General features: G+C 60.6%; 20 protein-coding genes. 6 read left to right on the plus strand and 14 right to left on the minus strand.

Annotated elements, in window-relative coordinates:
- Positions 1–44 precede the first annotated feature (44 nt).
- The gene (locus tag ACR0JB_RS12335) at positions 45–761 is read left to right on the plus strand and encodes an AzlC family ABC transporter permease (protein ID WP_170361335.1); all 717 of its coding nucleotides are present in this window, start codon (positions 45–47) and stop codon (positions 759–761) included.
- Positions 758–1,090, plus strand: coding sequence for an AzlD domain-containing protein (locus tag ACR0JB_RS12340; protein ID WP_170397120.1), 333 nt, complete (start codon positions 758–760; stop codon positions 1,088–1,090). Before ACR0JB_RS12335 ends, ACR0JB_RS12340 begins: the two co-directional genes overlap by 4 nt.
- Here the strand turns inward: ACR0JB_RS12340 and ACR0JB_RS12345 are convergent.
- The 7 genes from ACR0JB_RS12345 to ACR0JB_RS12375 all read right to left on the minus strand — a co-directional run bounded on the left by ACR0JB_RS12345 (position 1,079) and on the right by ACR0JB_RS12375 (position 7,587).
- Complete coding sequence (locus ACR0JB_RS12345; RefSeq protein ID WP_170397118.1) at positions 1,079–1,711, minus strand: hypothetical protein; 633 nt, start codon at positions 1,709–1,711, stop codon at positions 1,079–1,081. The two genes, ACR0JB_RS12340 and ACR0JB_RS12345, sit on opposite strands and share 12 nt — an antisense overlap.
- Before the next feature lie 18 nt (positions 1,712–1,729).
- A complete protein-coding gene (locus ACR0JB_RS12350; RefSeq protein WP_058281864.1) occupies positions 1,730–1,864 on the minus strand; it encodes an aa3-type cytochrome c oxidase subunit IV in 135 nt (44 codons plus the stop codon).
- Between the two features lie 68 nt (positions 1,865–1,932).
- Positions 1,933–2,493: a hypothetical protein gene (locus ACR0JB_RS12355; protein ID WP_170397116.1), complete on the minus strand. Its 561-nt coding sequence runs from the start codon at positions 2,491–2,493 to the stop codon at positions 1,933–1,935.
- The gene (locus ACR0JB_RS12360) at positions 2,480–4,318 is read right to left on the minus strand and encodes a glycerophosphodiester phosphodiesterase (protein ID WP_170350686.1); all 1,839 of its coding nucleotides are present in this window, start codon (positions 4,316–4,318) and stop codon (positions 2,480–2,482) included. The genes ACR0JB_RS12355 and ACR0JB_RS12360 overlap by 14 nt, the downstream gene beginning before the upstream one ends.
- A gap of 62 nt (positions 4,319–4,380) precedes the next feature.
- Entirely contained in the window at positions 4,381–4,833 is a 453-nt protein-coding gene (locus tag ACR0JB_RS12365; protein WP_170350687.1) for a DUF6173 family protein, read from the minus strand.
- 4 nt (positions 4,834–4,837) lie between these two features.
- Positions 4,838–5,884, minus strand: coding sequence for an MBL fold metallo-hydrolase (locus tag ACR0JB_RS12370; protein WP_170578035.1), 1,047 nt, complete (start codon positions 5,882–5,884; stop codon positions 4,838–4,840).
- Positions 5,884–7,587 (minus strand): acyl-CoA dehydrogenase family protein, encoded by a 1,704-nt coding sequence (locus ACR0JB_RS12375; RefSeq protein ID WP_170578032.1) that lies wholly within the window; start codon positions 7,585–7,587, stop codon positions 5,884–5,886. The genes ACR0JB_RS12370 and ACR0JB_RS12375 overlap by 1 nt, the downstream gene beginning before the upstream one ends.
- Positions 7,588–7,725: 138 nt before the next feature.
- Between ACR0JB_RS12375 and ACR0JB_RS12380 the strand changes: the two genes are divergently transcribed.
- Positions 7,726–8,676: an L-threonylcarbamoyladenylate synthase gene (locus tag ACR0JB_RS12380; protein WP_170397110.1), complete on the plus strand. Its 951-nt coding sequence runs from the start codon at positions 7,726–7,728 to the stop codon at positions 8,674–8,676.
- Here the strand turns inward: ACR0JB_RS12380 and ACR0JB_RS12385 are convergent, their stop codons facing one another.
- Positions 8,677–9,231, minus strand: coding sequence for a YqgE/AlgH family protein (locus ACR0JB_RS12385; protein WP_170350691.1), 555 nt, complete (start codon positions 9,229–9,231; stop codon positions 8,677–8,679).
- Positions 9,232–9,377: 146 nt separating this feature from the next.
- Between ACR0JB_RS12385 and ACR0JB_RS12390 the strand changes: the two genes are divergently transcribed.
- Entirely contained in the window at positions 9,378–10,190 is an 813-nt protein-coding gene (locus ACR0JB_RS12390) for a protein-disulfide reductase DsbD domain-containing protein (protein ID WP_170397108.1), read from the plus strand.
- A gap of 3 nt (positions 10,191–10,193) precedes the next feature.
- Positions 10,194–10,640 (plus strand): NUDIX hydrolase, encoded by a 447-nt coding sequence (locus ACR0JB_RS12395; protein ID WP_170397106.1) that lies wholly within the window; start codon positions 10,194–10,196, stop codon positions 10,638–10,640.
- Here the strand turns inward: ACR0JB_RS12395 and ACR0JB_RS12400 are convergent.
- From ACR0JB_RS12400 to ACR0JB_RS12425, 6 genes are all read right to left on the minus strand, one after another.
- Positions 10,610–14,011, minus strand: a complete 3,402-nt coding sequence (locus ACR0JB_RS12400; protein ID WP_480789954.1) for an efflux RND transporter permease subunit — start codon at positions 14,009–14,011, stop codon at positions 10,610–10,612. The two genes, ACR0JB_RS12395 and ACR0JB_RS12400, sit on opposite strands and share 31 nt — an antisense overlap.
- A gap of 5 nt (positions 14,012–14,016) precedes the next feature.
- Entirely contained in the window at positions 14,017–15,471 is a 1,455-nt protein-coding gene (locus ACR0JB_RS12405; protein WP_226689303.1) for an efflux RND transporter periplasmic adaptor subunit, read from the minus strand.
- Positions 15,472–15,577: 106 nt separating this feature from the next.
- Positions 15,578–16,120 (minus strand): molybdenum cofactor biosynthesis protein B, encoded by a 543-nt coding sequence (gene moaB / locus ACR0JB_RS12410; RefSeq protein WP_170350700.1) that lies wholly within the window; start codon positions 16,118–16,120, stop codon positions 15,578–15,580.
- Positions 16,121–16,126: 6 nt separating this feature from the next.
- Entirely contained in the window at positions 16,127–16,747 is a 621-nt protein-coding gene (locus ACR0JB_RS12415; protein WP_170350701.1) for a LysE family translocator, read from the minus strand.
- Positions 16,744–17,343, minus strand: a complete 600-nt coding sequence (locus ACR0JB_RS12420; protein ID WP_170397102.1) for a metallophosphoesterase family protein — start codon at positions 17,341–17,343, stop codon at positions 16,744–16,746. Before ACR0JB_RS12420 ends, ACR0JB_RS12415 begins: the two co-directional genes overlap by 4 nt.
- Entirely contained in the window at positions 17,343–18,107 is a 765-nt protein-coding gene (locus ACR0JB_RS12425) for a uracil-DNA glycosylase (protein ID WP_170397357.1), read from the minus strand. Before ACR0JB_RS12425 ends, ACR0JB_RS12420 begins: the two co-directional genes overlap by 1 nt.
- A gap of 85 nt (positions 18,108–18,192) precedes the next feature.
- On the opposite strand from ACR0JB_RS12425, the gene ACR0JB_RS12430 reads away from it, so the two are divergent.
- Entirely contained in the window at positions 18,193–18,822 is a 630-nt protein-coding gene (locus tag ACR0JB_RS12430) for a scavenger receptor class F, member 2 (protein WP_254437415.1), read from the plus strand.
- Positions 18,823–18,842 lie beyond the last annotated feature (20 nt).

An 18,842-nucleotide genomic window follows, 5' to 3' on the forward strand; every position in this document is an offset into this window, starting at 1 on the left:
TCCCAAGACCGCTACTGCTGCGGCTATCACCATAGGATTTAGCCATGGCAGACACCACATCCAAGTCATACTATTGGAAGGGTTTTCGCGACGGGACCCCGTTCATTTTCGTCGCCATACCTTTCGGCACCTTGTTCGGGGTATTCGCCACCGAAACCGGGCTGACCATCATTCAGACGATGGCGTTCACGGCAACGGTTTTCGCCGGGGCCGCGCAATTCGCGGCCTTGCAACTGCTGCAAGACAATGCGCCAACCCTGATTATCCTGGCTTCGGCGCTGGCTGTGAACCTGCGGATGGCGATGTATTCAGCCTCGCTGACGCCGTATCTGGGGGCCGCGCCACTATGGCAACGCGCCATTGGCGCATATCTGGTCGTGGACCAGTCCTACGCCAGCTGCATGGTCCGGTTCGAAAAAGAGCCCAACATGACCGTACCTCAACGCATGGCCTATTTCTTTGGCTCGGTCTCACCGATCACACCTTTGTGGATACTGTCCACTTATCTGGGGGCAGTGTTGGGCACGCGAATACCCGAAAGCTGGGCGCTGGATTTCGCCTTGCCGATTACCTTTCTGGCCATGATCGGACCGATGATGCGCACACTGCCGCATGTTGTGGCCGCTTTGGTCGCCATCACAGTCTCGCTGCTGACAGTAGCGGTGCCGTATAATCTGGGCCTGCTGGTGGCAGGGTGCACCGGTATGATGGCCGGGGCACAGGCGGAGTTGTGGCTCGAACGCAGAAAGGTCACGTCATGAACGCGGTCGATCCGGTTACCATGTGGATCATCATTGTCGGGCTGGCACTGGGCAGCTACGGCCTGCGGTTCGTGTTCCTCGGCCTGGTCGGGGATCGCCCGATGCCACCCTGGCTGCTGCGTCATTTACGCTATACTGCCGTGGCAATTTTGCCGGCGCTGATCGCGCCGCTGGTGGTATGGCCGACCGCAACCGGCGGCCAGCCGGACATCCCGCGCATGGCGGCAGCCGCTGTCGCGCTGATGGCCGGGTTGATTACGAAAAACGTGCTTGCCGCGATCTTTTCCGGGGCCGCGACCCTCTACGCGCTGCTGTACCTAGTGGGCTAGCGCACCGCTCTGCTGGTTCAGAAGGGCATTGTTCGCCGCCAGACCCTTTTGCAGATCGGCATCGTCATTTTCGCGATACTCGGTGGTGGACACCCCCGGTATCTGGCCGAATTGCTCGGACAGTTTGACCGGATAGAACGTGGTTCCGATCTGTTCGAACCCTGGCACCTGCTGCAACAATCGAGAGGTAGAGTTGGCGCAGTATGCACTGGATACCGGCCCCATCTGCTTGGCCAGCTGCAGGGCGATTTCCGCCTGTTGTGGGGTGACCTCGATGGTTTGGATACGCGCAAAATGCGTTTCGCGCGCGTGGCTGCTGCGATAGGCGCGCTCGACATTCGGAGTGATGCCGTACAGCACGTCGTTCTTGATCGGCACAACATCCGCGCGGAATGAACCTGCGGGGTCAAAAATCACCCGCTCACTACCACTGATCATCAACGAGGTATGCGCCCCCGAACCGGTTCGGGTGCTGATCATTGTATAAAGCGTCAGCGTCGACGGACCCGGATCACGGTAAGACCGTGCCACGACTTCTGACTGATCTGCCTGAGGGCGCTGCGACCCGGTGCAGCCTGCAACAGTTGCCGCCAGAAGGCAGGCAAACAAAATCCTGATCACGGTCGACCCCGGTTTGGATTACGCGGCGAAGACCGCCAGGAACAGGCAAAGGAAAGCAATCGCAACCACGCACCATGTGGTGGCCTTGATGAAACCGTTGAAGGTTTTGGTTTGGACGGTGATGTCCATTTCGCCGTGCTTGTATTCAGCCATGACTCAGAGATTCCTAATTCGCGTGTTTGAGATGTTGGATAATCGAAAAATCGAGGCCTGTCACCACGTCATTCGCGCGCAGGGGTCACGGATTGAAACACGGAACATCCCGGATAACCAAACCCCCACCGCCAGGGCAGGCCGGAACAGGGCCCGCCGCCCAAACGCACGGCGGTATACATCGCCTCGGCCGTAAAGAAGTGTGCCGTACGAATCTGGTCGGGGGTCATTTCATAGCGTTGGGCATAATCCTCGGCATGGTCATCGCCGTGTTGTTTGACGCAGGTGCGCAGCGTGTCATCCGCCGACAGGCGTGCGTCAAAGCTTTCCTCGGCTTGCAATGCGCCGCCTGCGTTGTGATAGGCGCGGTCATGGCTCACGCAGCAGTATTCCCACGGCGGGTGCGCCTCGTATAGCGCGCTGAAATTGGGGAAGGTTTCAGCCACAAAGCGCCAACTGGCCGACAAACCGCCGGAACAGCCATCTGTTTCAAAGGGAATGGGCTCGGCATCCCCACGTTGCGCGATCAGCGCGCGGTGGGCTGGCAACTCAATGTTGCGCATGAATTCCTGTGCCGTTGCCGGGGCGGCCAACAATGCCAGCAAGGCCGTCAGTTTAGGGGCTTTCATCACGCATCGCCTCTGTGTCGATGGACATGCCAAAAGTGGTCGCCATCCATAAAAGCAACCGCTCGGCCGGGCCCATTTCGGCTCGCACCCTCAGCACCTCGTTGGCCATTGCAGGACGGTCGGTGATCAGCCCATCCACCCCCATCGAGGCCATTGCCGACATCTGCAACGGATCATTCACTGTCCAGACATAAATATCCTTGCCCGCCTCATGGACCGAGCGCACCAGACCTGGCGTCGCCATCGCGGCGTTGACGGCAAGGAAATCGCCCTCAAGCCCTGTCAGGTCACCCACCGCCGTTGCCGCCAGAACGCCAGCCCGCCAATCGGGGCGGATGGACTTCATCTTTTGCACGGCGGGGTATTTCAGCGACATGGTGGCAATGTCGTCCTGCATCCCCAACTCTTCGACAAGGGCCACCACGCGGTTTTCCAGATCGACATCATGGCCGTAATATTTCAGCTCGATGATGACCTTGGCTTTACCTTTTGCGGCCTCAAGCACCTCACGCAGAGTCGGGGTGCGTTCATCGGCGTATTCGGGACCAAACCAGCTGCCGATGTCGATCTGGGCGACATCCTCCATCGTCGCATCCCAGACCTTAAGGTTCACGCCCGCAAGTTTCATGAAATCGCTATCATGGGCGACGATCACCACGTCATCCGCCGTTTCCTGCACATCGATTTCAACCCAGTCCGCACCGTCTTCGATGGCCTTGAGCACTGCGGCCATGGTGTTTTCCGGGCGCACCGCCGCGGCGCCGCGATGACCGATGACCTCGGCACGGTCGGGAGCTTGCACACGTTCCAGCAAATGCTGACCAAACCACAACCCGATCAACACAGCCACCACGGCTGCGCCGACGGTTGCCAACAGCGGAATACGCAGACTGCCGGGTTCGGGATGCAATGGCTCGTCTGTCTTGATCTCAAAAAAACCATCCAGCAACACTGCCAACGCGCCCAGCGCAGTCGCCGCCAGCACCAATCCGGCAAAAGACCAAACCCCCGCCACCAACAGGCTGTAAAGCAAGGCCAGACGCAGATGGCTGGCGCCCTGCAGGGGAACGATGGCGAACAGGATACCCGCCACCCAGGCAATCAGCGCAGCGATGATCAGACGCAGGATCAGCCATATCGCCAGCTCGATCTTGAGGCGTCCGCGTTTGCCCTCCATCCGGGTAGTGCTGATGTTAAAGGCATGCCCAGGGTGGACATTTTCGAACAGCACCAGATGCAGCGACAGCGCCCAAGCCGAGAGCCTGCGGATCAACACCCAGGCCATGACCAGAACTACCGCTCCGATCAATACCACCGCGACCCAGAACGAGGGCGGATGGAAGGTCAGGTAATAGTTGATGTCATATTCGGTCAGCGTCCACCACGCGATCAGTGCTGCAACCACAGCAAAAGGCAGCACCAGCAGCAGAACGCGCAGCACGAAGCGCACGGCAAATCCAAATAGTGCCGGAAGGCGCGACAGGATCAGGCCGATGGCGGAACTGCCCGCGCGCCATGGATCGGCTTCGCCCATCCGCAACGATGCGGCCATGACCGAAAAAACAAACACTTCGGCCAGAAGAAACAGGCTCAGCACAGCAACAGCAGCGATGAAACCGGCGGGTGACAGGATAAAGGCGGCGATGGCCTGATCCGTCAGCGCGGTTTGATTCGACAGCGACACGGCAAGGTTTACGGTGATCGCCACGCCCGGTGCAATCAATGCCACCAGCAGCAGGCGCACGGCGATGTAGATCGGCACGAACACGCGACGACGCGCCCAGGCGCGCCTGTAGGCGGTTGTAACGTCTGAGAAACTGGTCACGTGGCCCCCTTGAAAGTTACACTCATTCAAGGCTGCGCAGACGTGAATTGCAAGTCAGGCGATCAGCTTTCTTCCAGATCCTTGGCCAACCGGAATCCAATGCGATTGGCGGGCTTGTCCTCGACCGACTTGGGCAGGGCCCGCAGCATCACATTCAGTTGGCTGACATGCTGCACCAACTGGGTTCGCGCACCGGTCGCGTCCGAGCCGTAAAAAGTGATGATATCGGGATCGAAATAGCCCATGCCCTCGATCCGCATCACACCCGCATCGCCACCGGTAAAGCCCATGGCGACCTCTTGATCACCGGTCAGCGTTTGTTCGAAATTCTGGATATACAAGATCAGCCGCTCATAAGCCCATTGCGCCGGGCTTTTGGTCTCGACCGGTTTTTGCAGCTGTCCGGGCAGATCCTTGGCACCGGATTTCGCGTCCGGGTTGGCGTGGACCTCATAGCAACGGGGCAAAGCTGCCGCTTCTGCTGCCTCAGCTGATGTTTCGATCTGGTCCTGCATGGCTTTACCCTTTGCGCTGAAACTCCCACGCCCCGTCAGCGCGGCGCGTCCGGTTGGCAGTTCCAATGTGGTAAAGATGGTTCAGATGTGCAACCGCTTCGACCAAAGCCAGCCCGTACTCGCCTTCTTTGATCTGGCGCTTGAATAGAGGCATGAAACAATCGGCCGCGGTTTTGGGTTGGTCAAGATAGTCCTGCAACCGGTCCAGCGCGCCGTGGTGGTTGTCGATCAATTGCTTCATGCGCAGCGGCAAGCCGGTAAAAGGCAGCTTGTGCCCACCCAGCGCCAGATGATCAGGCCGCGCCAAGCCTTGCAGACGCTCACATGCCTCCAGCCACTCGGCCACGGGATCAGCCAAAGGTTCGGTGACATAGACGCCCAGATTGGGGCTGATCGAGCTGAGGATCTGATCCCCGGTGATCACCAGATTGTCATCGCGGCTCCAGAACGTGGCGTGTTCAGGGGCGTGCCCGTTGCCCATATGCACGTCCCAGTCACGGCCACCCATGCGGATGACGCTGCCCTGCTTGATCCGGGTAAAGCCCAGAGGCATTGGATAGACCGTGTCGCAATAGTTGAACGGACGCTCGGTCATCCGTTTGGCCAGAACACCCGCGTCCATGCCCGCGCTGCGGTAATAATCCAGCGTTTCCTGCGGCCAGCTTTCCTGCACATCCAGCTGCAGCATGCGCGAGAAAAGCCATGCGGTACGCGAGGCTACTAGTTCCACGCCGTGTTCCGATTGAAACCAGCCTGCATTGCCCACGTGGTCGGGATGGTGATGGGTCACGACAACCCGGTTGATCGGCTTGCCGCCCAGCGGACCCCCCATTAGGGTTTCCCAGATGCGACGGGTCTTGTTCGAAGACATGCCCGTGTCGATCACTGTCCATCCATCGCCATCGTCCAGCGCATAGATGTTGACGTGATCCAGCGCCATGGGCAGCGGCAGGCGCATCCACAGCACCCCTTCAGCAACCTCGATCGCCTCGCCCTGCGCCGGAGGCTCAGGCCAAGGATAGCGGATTGCCAAAGGTGTATCCCCGTCCATTACACCGCCAGCTCCTCAGGGGTGAGCGCATAGATGTCCTCGGCCCCGTTCTGCGCCTGCGTCAGCAGACCGGCATATTCCGGCAGCAATGCGTTGATGTAGTACCGCGCCAGTTTCAGGCGCGGACCTTCGGGGTCAGCCAGCGCCGCCTTCAGGTGGTAATGCGCGCCCAAAACGCGGGCGAAGGCGTACAGATAAGGCACAGCACCGGCAAACCGAGCGTTCAAGTCCGATTGCGCCACCATCCACTCGGTGGCTTCGCGCAGGCTTTCGGTCGCCTCCCATACGGGACCCGCCAGACCCGGCAGGCTGGCGCGGGCCTGTTCGGCGTGATCCTCGATCTCGTCCAACAAGCGCGAGGCTGCTTCGCCCCCATCCATCATCTTGCGCGCCACAAGGTCCATGGCCTGAATGCCGTTGGTGCCCTCATAAATCGCGGTGACGCGGACGTCGCGGTAATATTGGGCTGCGCCCGTTTCCTCGATGAACCCCATACCGCCGTGAACCTGCACACCGGTTTCCGAGACGCGCATGCCTGTTTCAGTTCCGAAGGCCTTGCAGATCGGGGTCAGCAGCGCGGCGCGTGCGGACCATTCGGCGTCACCGGTGGCCGTGGCCATATCGATAGCAGCCGCATTGGCCAGCATGATGGCGCGCGCGGCAAATGTATCGGCGCGCATGCTCATCAGCATCCGGCGCACGTCCGCATGGTCGATGATGGTGCCCGAGGGCGTCTTGCCCTGCTTGCGGTCCAACGCATAGGCCAGCGCGTGCTGGTAGGCACCCTCGGCAGCCCCAACACCCTGACCACCAACACCCAGGCGGGCATTGTTCATCATGGTGAACATCGCAGCCATGCCACCATGTTCCTTACCCACAAGCCAGCCCTTGGCCCCGTCATATTGCATGACACAGGTTGGTGATCCATGCAGGCCCATCTTATGTTCCAGCGACACCACTTTCAGATCGTTGGCCACACCGGGATTGCCGTTTTCATCGGGCAGGTACTTGGGCACCAAAAACAGAGAAATCCCCTTGGTTCCCGGCACACCATCCGGCAGGCGCGCCAGCACCAGATGGCATACATTCTCGGTAAAGTCGTTGTCACCCCAAGAGATAAAGATCTTCTGACCCGAAACCGAATAGGTCCCGTCACCGTTGGGCACTGCCTTGGAAGACAAAGCCCCCACATCTGATCCGGCCTGCGCTTCGGTCAGGTTCATGGTGCCCGACCATTCGCCCGTCATCATCTTGGGCAAGTACAGAGATTTCAGCTCGTCACTGGCGTGATGTTCCAGCGCTTCGATCTGGCCTTGCGTCATCAACGGTGCCAGTTGCAGCGACAAGCACGCGGCCGACATCATCTCATTCACAGCGGTGGTCAGGGCCATCGGCAGGCCCATACCACCGAATTCTGGATCGCCGCTCATCCCGATCCAACCGCCTTCGGCAATCGCCTTCCACCCATCAATGTAACCGGGCGATGTACGCAACACGCCATTTTCCAACCGCGATGGCTCCAGATCACCGGGGCGTTGCAGCGGGGCCATTACCTCTTCGCACATCTTGCCGGCCTCAGACAGGATCGCACCGACCACATCTTCGCTGGCTTCCGAAAACTTCTCGGTCGCCGCGATTTGATCGAATCCGACGACGTGGCGGAACAACAATTCATAGTCGGAAATGGGCGCGCGGTATGGCATGTCTTCCCCCGGGTCTGTTTGGGTCGGTTTTTGGCGGGTGGGGTTGGAAATTGCAATGCCCACCTTTATGCATCCTTGATTGGTCGGAAACGTAACTGGCCTTGTTCTGCAAGCAATCAAAACGCGGCGTCACATGAAATGAACCCTAACGGCACTTTGGATTTAGCCGCCGATCCGGGCGGAATCGCACAGGCAGCTGACCTGCTGCGGCAGGGCCTGCTGGTCGCCTTCGCCACTGAAACTGTCTATGGGTTGGGCGGCGATGCCCGCAATACCGATGCCGTGGCGAGCATTTATGCCGCCAAGGGACGACCCAGCTTTAACCCTTTGATTGCGCATTTGGCCTCTGCCGAGGCAGCGCAGCGATATGTCGAATGGTCCGAGCGGGCCGAGACGCTGGCTGCCGCGTTCTGGCCCGGCCCCCTGACAATGGTTCTTCCTCTGCGTGAGGGGCACGGGATTTCACCGCTGGTCACAGCCGGGCTGGAGACGCTGGCGGTTCGGGTCCCAGCACATGGTACGGCCCGGGCGTTGCTGTCAGCCTTTGACGGGCCGGTGGCAGCGCCATCGGCCAACCCCTCGGGTCAGATCAGCCCTACGACTGCCGATCACGTGCGCGCGGGTCTGAATGGGCGTATCGCGGCCATACTGGATGACGGCCCCTGCGGTGTTGGTCTGGAATCCACCATCGTTGGACTGGCCGGAGAGCCCGCATTGCTGCGCCCCGGCGGTGTGGCGCTGGAACAGATCGAAACCGTTTTGAAAACACAACTGCACCTGCATCAGGCTTCGGATGTACTGACTGCGCCGGGCCAGTTGCAATCGCACTACGCCCCCGACGCACCCGTACGCCTGAATGCGGCCGGCCCGCAGGGTGACGAGGTTTTGCTGGGGTTTGGCGCTGTTCCGTGTGATCTGAACCTGTCAGATAGCGGTGATTTGACCGAAGCCGCCGCAAACCTGTTCTCGGCCCTGCACAGGTTGAACACCACAGGCCGCCCGATTGCGGTGTCACCGATCCCCGATCATGGGTTGGGCGCGGCTATCAATGACCGCCTGCGCCGCGCCGCCGCGCCGCGTGACAGCTGATCAGGCGCGCCCGGCGCTGGCCGACAGGGTCAGCGGGTCAACACCCAGCGTCGCCAGCGCAGCCTCCCACTTTTCATCATCGGGCACATCGAACACCAGTTTCGAGGTCGCCTCGGTGGTCAGCCAACCGTTCATGGCGATCTCATCTTCAAGTTGGTCGGGACCCCAACCGGAATATCCCAGCGCCAGCATCGAGTTCAAAGGCCCCCGCCCCGAGGCCAGATCCTCGAGCACATCCAATGTCGCGGTCATGCTGAAATCATCCGAGATTTGCATGGAATGCAGGTTGGCATCGTAATCCGCGCTGTGCAGGACAAATCCGCGCGACATCTCAACCGGGCCGCCAAAATGAACCAGACGTTCGCCCACGACAGGGATGCTGCAGGCGATGTTCAACTGGCTGAGCAGGGTTTTGATCCGCAAATCCGACGGTTTGTTGACAATCAGGCCCATTGCCCCGTCCTCGCCATGGCTGCAGATATACACCACCGAGTGATCGAAACGTGGATCACCCATTCCAGGCATCGCAATCAACAGTTTTCCGGTCAGATCCATGGATTTAAAACTCTTGCTTCGTCTTCCTTCAACAATGGCCCCGGCACGTGGGGGTTGGCAAGGGATCAGGTCACATTTCGCCAGATTTCGCCCCAGTGACCGGAACGTGACTTGGAATCACCGGCAAGACCACGCATCTATGGAGTATGACGCGTTATCTTAAATCAACCGCGGCCGCTCTGACCGCTTGTTTCGCCCTGACCGCCCCCGCCCATGCGCAGGTTGAGGGCGATGTTGTGCAACTGGATGTGCTTGATGGTGGGCGTACGGCCAATGGCACCTATCTGGGGGCGCTGCGGCTGACGCTGAAGGACGGCTGGAAAACCTATTGGCGCGCACCCGGTGACGCTGGTATCCCGCCGCAGTTTGATTGGAACCGCTCGCAAAATGTGGGTGATGTGGCGATCACCTGGCCTGCGCCCCACGTATTTGTACAAAATGGCCTGCAATCGCTGGGCTATGCCGATCAACTGGTGCTGCCTGTTGAAATTACTCCAAGCGACCCCGCCAAACCCGTGCGGTTGCGTGGGGAAATGGATTTGGGCGTCTGCAAGGACGTCTGCATCCCCGAGACGTTGGATTTCGACCATACGCTGGACGCTGACGCCGGGCGCAACCCAGCCATTGCCGCAGCACTGGCCCAACGCCCCTATTCCGCGAAAGAGGCTCAGGTGACTGCCGCCAGCTGCCATCTGACCCCCACATCAGACGGTATGCGGATCGAAGCCCGCGTAACCATGCCCTCGGCCGGAGGGCGCGAGGTTGCGGTGATCGAACCGGGCAACCCCACGCTTTGGGCCTCGGAACCCGAAACGACACGGCAAGGCGGGACCCTGGTGGCCACATCCGAGGTGATCAGCGCCTCGGGCGGACCATTTGCGCTGGACCGGTCCGACATACGGATCACGGTGCTGGGCGCCAATCATGCCGTCGACATTCAGGGATGCAGCGCGGGCTGAGAGATGGGGAATACTCCTAAGATCGGCGCGCTGGCCGTTGTGGTGCATGAAACCCGCGTGCTGCTGGTGCAGCGCAGCAAACAGCCAGATGCGGGACTCTGGGGGTTTCCCGGTGGGCATGTGGAATGGGGCGAAACGGTGATGCAAGCCGCGCAAAGGGAGTTGCGCGAGGAAACCTCGGTCATCGCGGAACCGCAGTGTTATCTTGACAATCTGGACCTTCTGCGCCGCGACGAACAGGGCGCTGTGCAATCGCATTACCTGCTGGTCGGGGTGGCCTGTGACTACCTCTCAGGTTCTCCGACAGCCGGGGATGATGCGCTGGACGCCCGCTGGTTTTCGATAGATCAGATCAGACAAGGTGACCTGCCCATGAGTGATCGAGTCGTCGATCTGCTGGAAACCGCGCTGCAGGCGCGTCAAGCCGCCCGTCCCTTGAGCCGCACGTAAAGCAAGCCGGACAACACGACGCTTAGCATCAGAATTGGTAGCGCACCGGCAAGGAACGCTCCCAGCCCCATATGCAGCGCCGCGATGCCCTCATCCCCCGGGTAGAGCCCTGACAACAAACCAACTGGCGCGCCAGTCATCGCGGGCCAAATCATCGTCATGCCAAACCACAGCAGCAACACAAGCCCGGTGGCCATCACTGTGCCCTGCACCACTCGATCTGGTGCCCGCATCGCCCGGCGCAACGCAGTCATCGGGCGTGACAGGTCGTTTAGAATAGCAAGCAGCGCCGGCACCAACAACAACACCAAGAACATTCCGAAACCCAGCCCATACACCAGCGTGATCACCGAAGGTTTGAGGAACTGCGCCTGTTGCGAACCTTCATACAGCAACGGTGTCAGCCCCAAAACCGTCGTCAGCGTCGTCAGCATCACGGGTCTGAGTCGATCCGCCGTGCCTTCGACAATCGACGGCACCAACCCCCGCTCTCGCTGATAGGCGTCGATGGTCGTGACCAGAACGATCGAGTCGTTGATGATGATCCCAGTCATCCCCAGCAGGCCGATCACGGTAAACATGCTCAGCGGCACATCCCATATATAGTGCCCCCAGATCGCGCCCACCAATCCAAACGGAATGATCGCCATCACCACCAAAGGTCGCGTCCAGCTGGCAAAAACCCAGGCCAGCACAAGGTAGATCCCGGTCAGACACAGGATAAGGCCAGTGCGCGCCTCGGTCAGGAATTCATCTTCTTGCTCGCTCAGGCCCGTCAACCGCCATTCGACCTGCCGTTCGGCGGCGATATTGGGCAGGATCTCGTCATTCAGCGCCCGGGCAATTTCTGCCGCACGGGCCGGATCATCCTCGGAGATGTCACCCCCCACCGTAATCACCCGCAGGCCGTTATTGCGCCGCACCGTCGAAAAGCCCGACTTGCGCTCGACCGAGACGATATCGGCCAGCGGCACATAAACGCCATCCGGCGTGCGCATAAGGGTGCGTTCCAGAAAATCGGCGGTCAGTTCACCTTCGGGCAATTCGACACGGATTTCGGCGCTGCGCGGGCCATCGGGGAAAGTCGCGGCCTCGATCCCGTTCAGACGATCCCGCAACACACGGCTCAGCGTTTCCATACGAAAACCCAGCGCCTGCCCTATGGGTGTCAAATCCAGAATGAAATCTTCCTTGTCATAGGCCAGGTCGTCCTGCAGCGCCGAAACCTCGGGGTATTTCGCCAATTCGGCCCGCAGATCTTCGGAAGCTGCTTTGAGCGTGTTCACGTCGGCGCCATAGAACTGCACCTCGATTGAATCACCGCCGGGCCCGGATCGCCAGCCGCGGAAGGTCAGCATCTCGACCTTGGGATGACGCGGTACAAAATCCTGTAACTCGCCCACGAACTCAAAGCTGGAATAGGGGCGCAGGTCGGCGTCGATCAGCTCGATTGAAATCCCGCCCAGCAAGTCCTGATCCTTGCCTTCTGCGGCGGGCGGGTTGAACCATCCGGCGTTTCCGCCCACCTCGGCCAACACATAATCGATAGGATTGCGGCCATGGCGTTCTTCGTAAATCTGTCCCAGTTCTTCGGCAGCGCGCTGGATCTCGCGCATCATCGCCAGCGTATCTTCGCGGGTCGCACCTTCGGCCATGATAAAGTTGCCGGTGACCGAGCCGCGTTCGGGCGCGTTGAAAAAGCGCCAGTTCACATCACCTTTGATAAATAGCGCAATCTGGCTGGCCAGGATCACCACCATCACGGCCACAACCACATAGCGGGCCCAAACCACCCAGGCGATCAGCGGGCGGAACAGGTGATCGCGCACCCAGCGAAACCCGCGATTGACAACGCGGTTGGGCAAGTCATACCAATGTTCTTTCGCCGAATGCGCGATAGCGTGGGCCATGTGGTTGGGCAGAATCAGGAAACATTCGATCAACGAGGCAATCAGCACCGCAATCACAGTGAACGGGATGTCATAGATCAGTTCCCCAAACCGGCCGCCAATGGCAGTCAGACCAAAAAAGGCGATCACGGTGGTCAGGGTGGCGGCGAATACCGGCATCGCCATGCGCCGCGCAGCACGTTCGGCGGCCACAATCGGAGCCTCGCCCAGCCGGCGCGCACGGAAATCGGCGTGTTCACCAACAACAATGGCGTCATCCACCACGATGCCCAGCGTGATGATCAGCCCGAACAGCGAAATCATGTTGATCGACAGCCCGCCGATATACATGAACGCAATCGCCGCTGACATTGCCACTGGGATACCCGCCGCAACCCAAAAGGCGATACGCGCATTCAGGAACAAAAACAGCAGGCACACCACAAGGCCCAACCCCATCAGACCGTTGTCCACCAGAATATCCAGGCGGTCGGTGATCGCCTGGGCACGTGTGCGGATCAGCTCGATCGTCACTCCTTCGGGCAGGCTGGCCTGCAGTTCGGCCACCACATCCTCGACCGAGCGCTGAATCTGGATCGCATCCCCCAGGTTCGAACGGTCGATGCGCACCGACATGGCGGGGTTTTCGCCAACAAAGTAACTGCGATGGCGATTGACGCCTTCCACCCGAATATCCGCAACATCCCCGATAAAAAGTTTTGAGCCATCGGCAAAATTGCGCAGCGCAATGCCCTCAATCTCTTCGGGGGTGCGCTTTTCGGTGCCGGTACGGATGCGCGCATTGGCGCCCGTGACATCACCTGCGGGGCTGGCCATCGCTTCAGCGGCTATAGCCTGCGCAATCTCGGACAGGGTGATGTCATTGGCGATCAATTGCGCCGTTGGCACTTCGACCACCACGCGCGGCGCGGCAAGGCCGCGAATCGTGGTGCGGGTCACGCCAGCGGCGAACAGGCGGTTGATCATCTCGTCAGTGAACTTGGCCAGTTGATCCGGGTCAACGGGGCCGGTCACGACCACATCCGTCACACGATCCCGCCATGCACCACGCCGGATCGAGGGTTCTTCGGCGTCATCAGGTAGGTTTGTCACACTGTCGACGGCGGTTCTGACCTCATCTACGGCGCGCGACATGTCCCAGTTAGGCTCAAACTCCAGCCGGATATTGGCGCGTCCCTCGCGCGAGGTCGAAATCGCGCTGGCAACCCCTTCGACCGCCAGCAGAGCGGGTTCCAGCAGCTGGACGATGCCATTGTCCACATCCTCGGGGCCCGCACCTTCCCATTCGACGTTGACATCGACACGTTCAAGGATGACGTCCGGGAAGAATTGCGCCCGCATCGACGGGATCGCCGCCGCGCCCAGCACCAGCATCACCAGCAACAGCAGGTTGGCCACCGTCCGGTGGCGGGTGAAGTAGCTGAGGATACCGCCCGCCGCGCCGGGGATGTCGCGCATCATGGCGCTTACCCTCCTGCCCGGGTCTCGATGCTGCGCACCAGTGAGGCCGGGACACGGCTCTCGCTTAATTGTCCCAGAACACGAGCCTTGACGTCGTTCGGCATCTGATCGCTGGCCTCGACCCGCGCCACCAGTTGGGCGCGCTGTTCATCCGACAATTCAACCATGTCCGGTTCCGCCCCGGCATTGGCCTCGATCCGCAGTGGCCGCACCCGAACCCCGCCACCCAACAGCGGCGTCCGGCCAACAACAACCTCGCGCCCGACCAGACCATCACCGCGCAACAACACCTCATCGCCCTGGCGACGGATCAGTTGTACAGGCAGCGCCTCGAGCCTGTCATCGGGGCCCAGCACCAGCACCGTGCCCGCCGCATCAAGAACCGATGATGGCAAACGCACCACATTGTCCAGCTGTTGTTCCTGTACTGTGACCGTAACGAAATCGCCGGGCTTGAAACCGGGCGCGTCGTCCAGACGGGCATAGATCAGACGGCCAGTCTGCCCCTCACCCGCTGATCCGCTGTCGCGGCTGATGCGCCCCGTGGCGATCAGATCGGTTCCTGTTACCTCAAGCGATACGGTCACCGGCGCCTCGATCAGATTACCCTGGGCATCCAATAGGCGCACAAACTGCGCAGTCGAGACACGGAACGCGACCTCAAGCGCGTTGGGATCCACTAATTCCGCCAGTTTTTCATTCGCCGCAACCAACCGGCCCTCGACCAGGGTCACATCCGTCAGCGTCCCGGCAAACCGCGCGCGGACGGTCATGTCGTCCAGATCGCGTTCAGCGGCCTCAAGCGCGATACGGGCACGGGCCAGCAACGTGGTTGCCTGATCGACGCGCGATTCCGCCTGCGCCAGTGCGATACGACGCGCCAGAACCGCCTGCTGCGCGGCCGCTTCGGCCAGTTCGGCCTCTTCTGCGGCGGCAGGCGTGCCTACCCCTCGGCTTTGCAAATCCTTCTGACGCTGCATGGCACGTCCACGCAAGGCCGCCTGCGCCTCGGCCGAGTTCAACTCATCCTGCGCCAAAAGCAATGAGCGTTCGGCATCGCGTTCCTCGAACTGAGCGTCCAGCAGGTCGGACTTGGCGCGGTCCAGGGCCGATTGTGCGTCAGCCGGGTCCAGTTCGACCAGAACCTCGCCGGTGGTGACGACGCCGCCATCCTCAAAATCCTCAGCCAACGAGATGACGCGCCCGCCCAATGCGGCGCGCAGTTCCAGGCGGCGGCGGCTTTGCACCTCGCCAAAGGCTTCGAGATAGGGGGTTACCGTCTCTAACTCAGCCGGTTGCACGCTGACGGCAAAAATGCGTTCGCGGCCCTCGGGTGGCTCACTGTCGCGGTTCAGGGCCTCTTGCACCGCGCTGACAATCAGCTGTACTGCGACAAATACCAAGGCCAGCGTTAGAAACGCCAGAAATACACCAACAAGGCTTTGCCTCAAAAATCGCATCTATCACTTACCCCGGTCGCATCAGGCTACCATATGCAAAACGTAGCCGGGCACGGAAAAATGCCAAGCCACAAAGCGGTTACAATCAGTTATACGTGCAACCAGTCTACTTCCGTCGGAGATGTTCGTCCAATCTGGGCATTATTTCCACGAAATTGCAGGGACGATGCCGGTAATCGAACTGTTTTTCCAAAATACCGTCCCAGGCGTCCTTGCAGGCACCGGGGCTGCCGGGCAGTGCAAACAGATAAGTGCCCTCGGCCACGCCACCCGTGGCGCGGGATTGCACCGCTGAAGTGCCGATCTTTTCCATCGAAATGAGGGTGAAAACAGTGCCGAATGCCTCAATTTCCTTTTCATAGACGTCCCGGTGCGCCTCAACCGTCACATCGCGGCCGGTCAAACCGGTGCCACCGGTCGAGATCACCACGTCAATGTCCGGGTCACCGGCCCACAGCCTCAACTGCGCCGCGATCTCACCGCGCTCATCGCGGATGATCTTGCGGTCGGCCACCGAATGACCCGCGCGTTCGATCCGGTCGACCAATGTCTGACCCGAGCGGTCATCGTCTAGCGATCGCGTATCCGAGACGGTCAGAACGGCGATCCGAACCGGAATGAATTCCATGCTTTCGTCGATGCGTGACATGTGGTGTCAGGCCCTTTCCATGATGGCAAGCCGGATGGCGAGGGCAGCGAAAATTCCCCCGGTCACCCAGCCCATAATACGTGAGGCGCGCGGGTTTGAGATCAGAACCTTCCCCGCGCCCCCGGCAAACACGCCCACCAGCCCATTTACCACAAACCCGCCCAGCGCGATGATGACGCCCAAAATCAGGAATTGGGGCAGGATCGGCCCTATGGCGGGATTCACGAATTGCGGGATAAAGGCCAAAACGAACAGGATGACCTTGGGATTGGTCAGGTTCACCACCAACCCGTCGCGAAAGGCGTGGCTTGTGGGCTTTGCAGGCGCATCGGCGGACACCGCCCCGTTCCGGATCGCGCCCCATGCCAAATACAGCAGATAAGCCACCCCCATCCAGCGGATTACATCGAACAGCCATGGCATCGTCGCTACGGCGGCCCCCAACCCAAGCCCCGCTACAAAAACATGAACCATCGATCCGAGGGAAATTCCCGCGCTTGCAGCGAAAGCCGGTTTGGCACCTGACCGCAAACCTTGCCCAAAGCAAAACAACATGTCTGCGCCGGGGGTGAAATTCAGTGCCAAAGCTGCCGGAATAAACGCCAGCAGCGTGACCATTTCTATCATAAGGTGACCTCGAACCAGTTTACCTTGGGGCCCAGATTGGCGATCTGCGTGCGGCCTAGGCTGCCGCGATAGCCCCAGCTATCATGGATGTGTCCACACAGCGCAAGTTGCGGCTGCAAGCGTTCCACTGCGTCGCGCACGGCCACGGACCCCACCGCATCGCCCTGCGACGTGACATCGCCGTACCCCTTGGGCGGGGAATGCGCGATCAGGATATCCGCCGCGTCACAACGGTCCAGCAATTCAGCGGCCTCGGCATCGGTCAGGTCACAGGACCAGTTGCCAAAAGGTGTAACCGGCACGCCATACCCCAGCCCGAACAGGCGCAACCCGTCCAGAGTCATTCCAGTGCCGTGCAGCACGTGCCCCCCTTCGGGCGCGGCCTCGACCAATTCCTGCGCGCTTTCGGCATTGCCGGGTACCATCACGAACGGTGCGGTGATGCCGGACAGCATCGCCATCGCCTGGTTCAGCCCCTGTCGCGCATTGCAGAAATCCCCAGCCCCGATCACCAGATCGGCCTCGGCGCTGGCCGCGACGACCTCGGCCGCGCGGTTGCGTGCCATATGCAGATCGGAAAAGGCCAGAATACGCATCACTTGCCCTCCAGCCGGGCTTTCAACTCTAGCAGATCAGCCCAGGCCTGCCGCTTCATCTGTGGTTGGCGCAGCAGGTAAGCGGGGTGGAACATCGGGATGACCGGCAGGTTCAGCGCCTGTGCCCATTGCCCGCGCAACCGGGTGATACCGCGCTTGCCCAGCACCGCCTGACAGCTGATATTGCCCATGATCACCAGAACCTCGGGCTTGGCCAGCGCCACGTGCCGTTCCAGAAACGGCTTCATCATCCCGATCTCTTCGGGTTTCGGGTCGCGGTTCTGCGGCGGGCGCCAGGGCAGGACGTTGGTGATATAGGCATTTTGGGTGCGATCCAGATCAATCGCCGCCAGCATCCGGTCCAGCAATTGCCCGGCGCGGCCGACAAAGGGCTTGCCTTCACGGTCCTCTTCACGGCCCGGCGCTTCGCCGATGATCATGACCCGTGCGCCCGGCGTGCCATCTGCAAAGACCAACTGCCGCGCGCCACGCTTCAGCTCGCAATGCTCAAACGTATCCATCGCCGAACGCAATTGTTCCAGCGACCCAGCACCTTGGGCTGCCGCTTTCGCAACGGCAACCGGGTCCACCTTCTTGGGTTTTTCCGGGGCATTCTGGGCCACGGCGGGCTTTTTGGTCTTGGGCGCAGTATCGGGCAGCGCAAAACGGTCAATCGGCGCATCGCCGATTGCGTCCGTTGCGCCCAGTTCGATCTGCCATTCCAGCAGAGCCCGCGCCGTTTGATAGTCCAGAGCCGATTCCATACCCTTCAATCTAACCAGCTTTTGAACGAGGGAAAGCGAATAGGCCTTGATCGGGCGGTCCGTCGCACCGACCATGAGAGTATTCATGTTGGTTCTATTGCGATTCCTTATGATTACTTTGCTGCTGACCACCCTCAGCGGCCCAGCTTTTGCGCAACTTTTCGACCGCAACGGCCAATGCCGCCCCGGCCAGTTCCAATGCGGCACAAGGTGCTGCTCGGGCGGGCAGAGATGCAGCTTTGATGGCCATTGCATTCCTCTGGGTGGCACCTATTGCGGGGGCGGGCGCACCTGCGGCCCGTTTGAGCGCTGCGTTGCGGGGGGCACGCGATGCGCGCCTGCGGGGGCGAACAGTTGTACTTCGCGCGCGGATTGCCCGGGCGGCTCGATCTGCAATGCCCGCCGCGAATGTGAACGGATCACGCCCGATTTTGACCCCAACACAGCAATCGACGGCCTGCCCACCGTCTGCGATGATGGCCTGACTTGCGGTGCGGGATCGTCCTGTCTGCCGGGCGGCGGATGCTCGCGTCCCGGATGGTTTTTATGCGAGGAAACCGGCTCGCAATGCCGCCCCGGGTTCAAGTGTTCCGAACATCAGGGATGCGTGCCGATAAAGGCCATCGACTGCGGCTATGGCAAATGGTGCAAACCCGGCGAACAATGCCGGCCCGAGGGTGGATGCGAGAAACTGCCCGAAGGAACCGATCCTTAGGTTGCCTAGGCGCGCGGACC

This window comes from Ruegeria sp. BI7, from assembly GCF_056537925.1.

Bases quoted from the DNA above. Each gene is read 5' to 3' on its own strand.
- ACR0JB_RS12370 (WP_170578035.1), bottom strand. From the start codon at position 5,884: ATGGACGGGGATACACCTTTGGCAATCCGCTATCCTTGGCCTGAGCCT.
- ACR0JB_RS12380 (WP_170397110.1), top strand. From the start codon at position 7,726: ATGAACCCTAACGGCACTTTGGATTTAGCCGCCGATCCGGGCGGAATC.
- ACR0JB_RS12335 (WP_170361335.1), top strand. From the start codon at position 45: ATGGCAGACACCACATCCAAGTCATACTATTGGAAGGGTTTTCGCGAC.
- ACR0JB_RS12385 (WP_170350691.1), bottom strand. From the start codon at position 9,231: ATGGATCTGACCGGAAAACTGTTGATTGCGATGCCTGGAATGGGTGAT.
- ACR0JB_RS12355 (WP_170397116.1), bottom strand. From the start codon at position 2,493: ATGAAAGCCCCTAAACTGACGGCCTTGCTGGCATTGTTGGCCGCCCCG.
- ACR0JB_RS12350 (WP_058281864.1), bottom strand. From the start codon at position 1,864: ATGGCTGAATACAAGCACGGCGAAATGGACATCACCGTCCAAACCAAA.
- ACR0JB_RS12375 (WP_170578032.1), bottom strand. From the start codon at position 7,587: ATGCCATACCGCGCGCCCATTTCCGACTATGAATTGTTGTTCCGCCAC.
- ACR0JB_RS12365 (WP_170350687.1), bottom strand. From the start codon at position 4,833: ATGCAGGACCAGATCGAAACATCAGCTGAGGCAGCAGAAGCGGCAGCT.
- ACR0JB_RS12430 (WP_254437415.1), top strand. From the start codon at position 18,193: ATGTTGGTTCTATTGCGATTCCTTATGATTACTTTGCTGCTGACCACC.
- ACR0JB_RS12425 (WP_170397357.1), bottom strand. From the start codon at position 18,107: ATGGAATCGGCTCTGGACTATCAAACGGCGCGGGCTCTGCTGGAATGG.
- ACR0JB_RS12405 (WP_226689303.1), bottom strand. From the start codon at position 15,471: ATGCGATTTTTGAGGCAAAGCCTTGTTGGTGTATTTCTGGCGTTTCTA.
- ACR0JB_RS12415 (WP_170350701.1), bottom strand. From the start codon at position 16,747: ATGATAGAAATGGTCACGCTGCTGGCGTTTATTCCGGCAGCTTTGGCA.
- ACR0JB_RS12340 (WP_170397120.1), top strand. From the start codon at position 758: ATGAACGCGGTCGATCCGGTTACCATGTGGATCATCATTGTCGGGCTG.
- moaB (WP_170350700.1), bottom strand. From the start codon at position 16,120: ATGTCACGCATCGACGAAAGCATGGAATTCATTCCGGTTCGGATCGCC.
- ACR0JB_RS12395 (WP_170397106.1), top strand. From the start codon at position 10,194: ATGGGGAATACTCCTAAGATCGGCGCGCTGGCCGTTGTGGTGCATGAA.
- ACR0JB_RS12420 (WP_170397102.1), bottom strand. From the start codon at position 17,343: ATGCGTATTCTGGCCTTTTCCGATCTGCATATGGCACGCAACCGCGCG.
- ACR0JB_RS12390 (WP_170397108.1), top strand. From the start codon at position 9,378: ATGACGCGTTATCTTAAATCAACCGCGGCCGCTCTGACCGCTTGTTTC.
- ACR0JB_RS12400 (WP_480789954.1), bottom strand. From the start codon at position 14,011: ATGATGCGCGACATCCCCGGCGCGGCGGGCGGTATCCTCAGCTACTTC.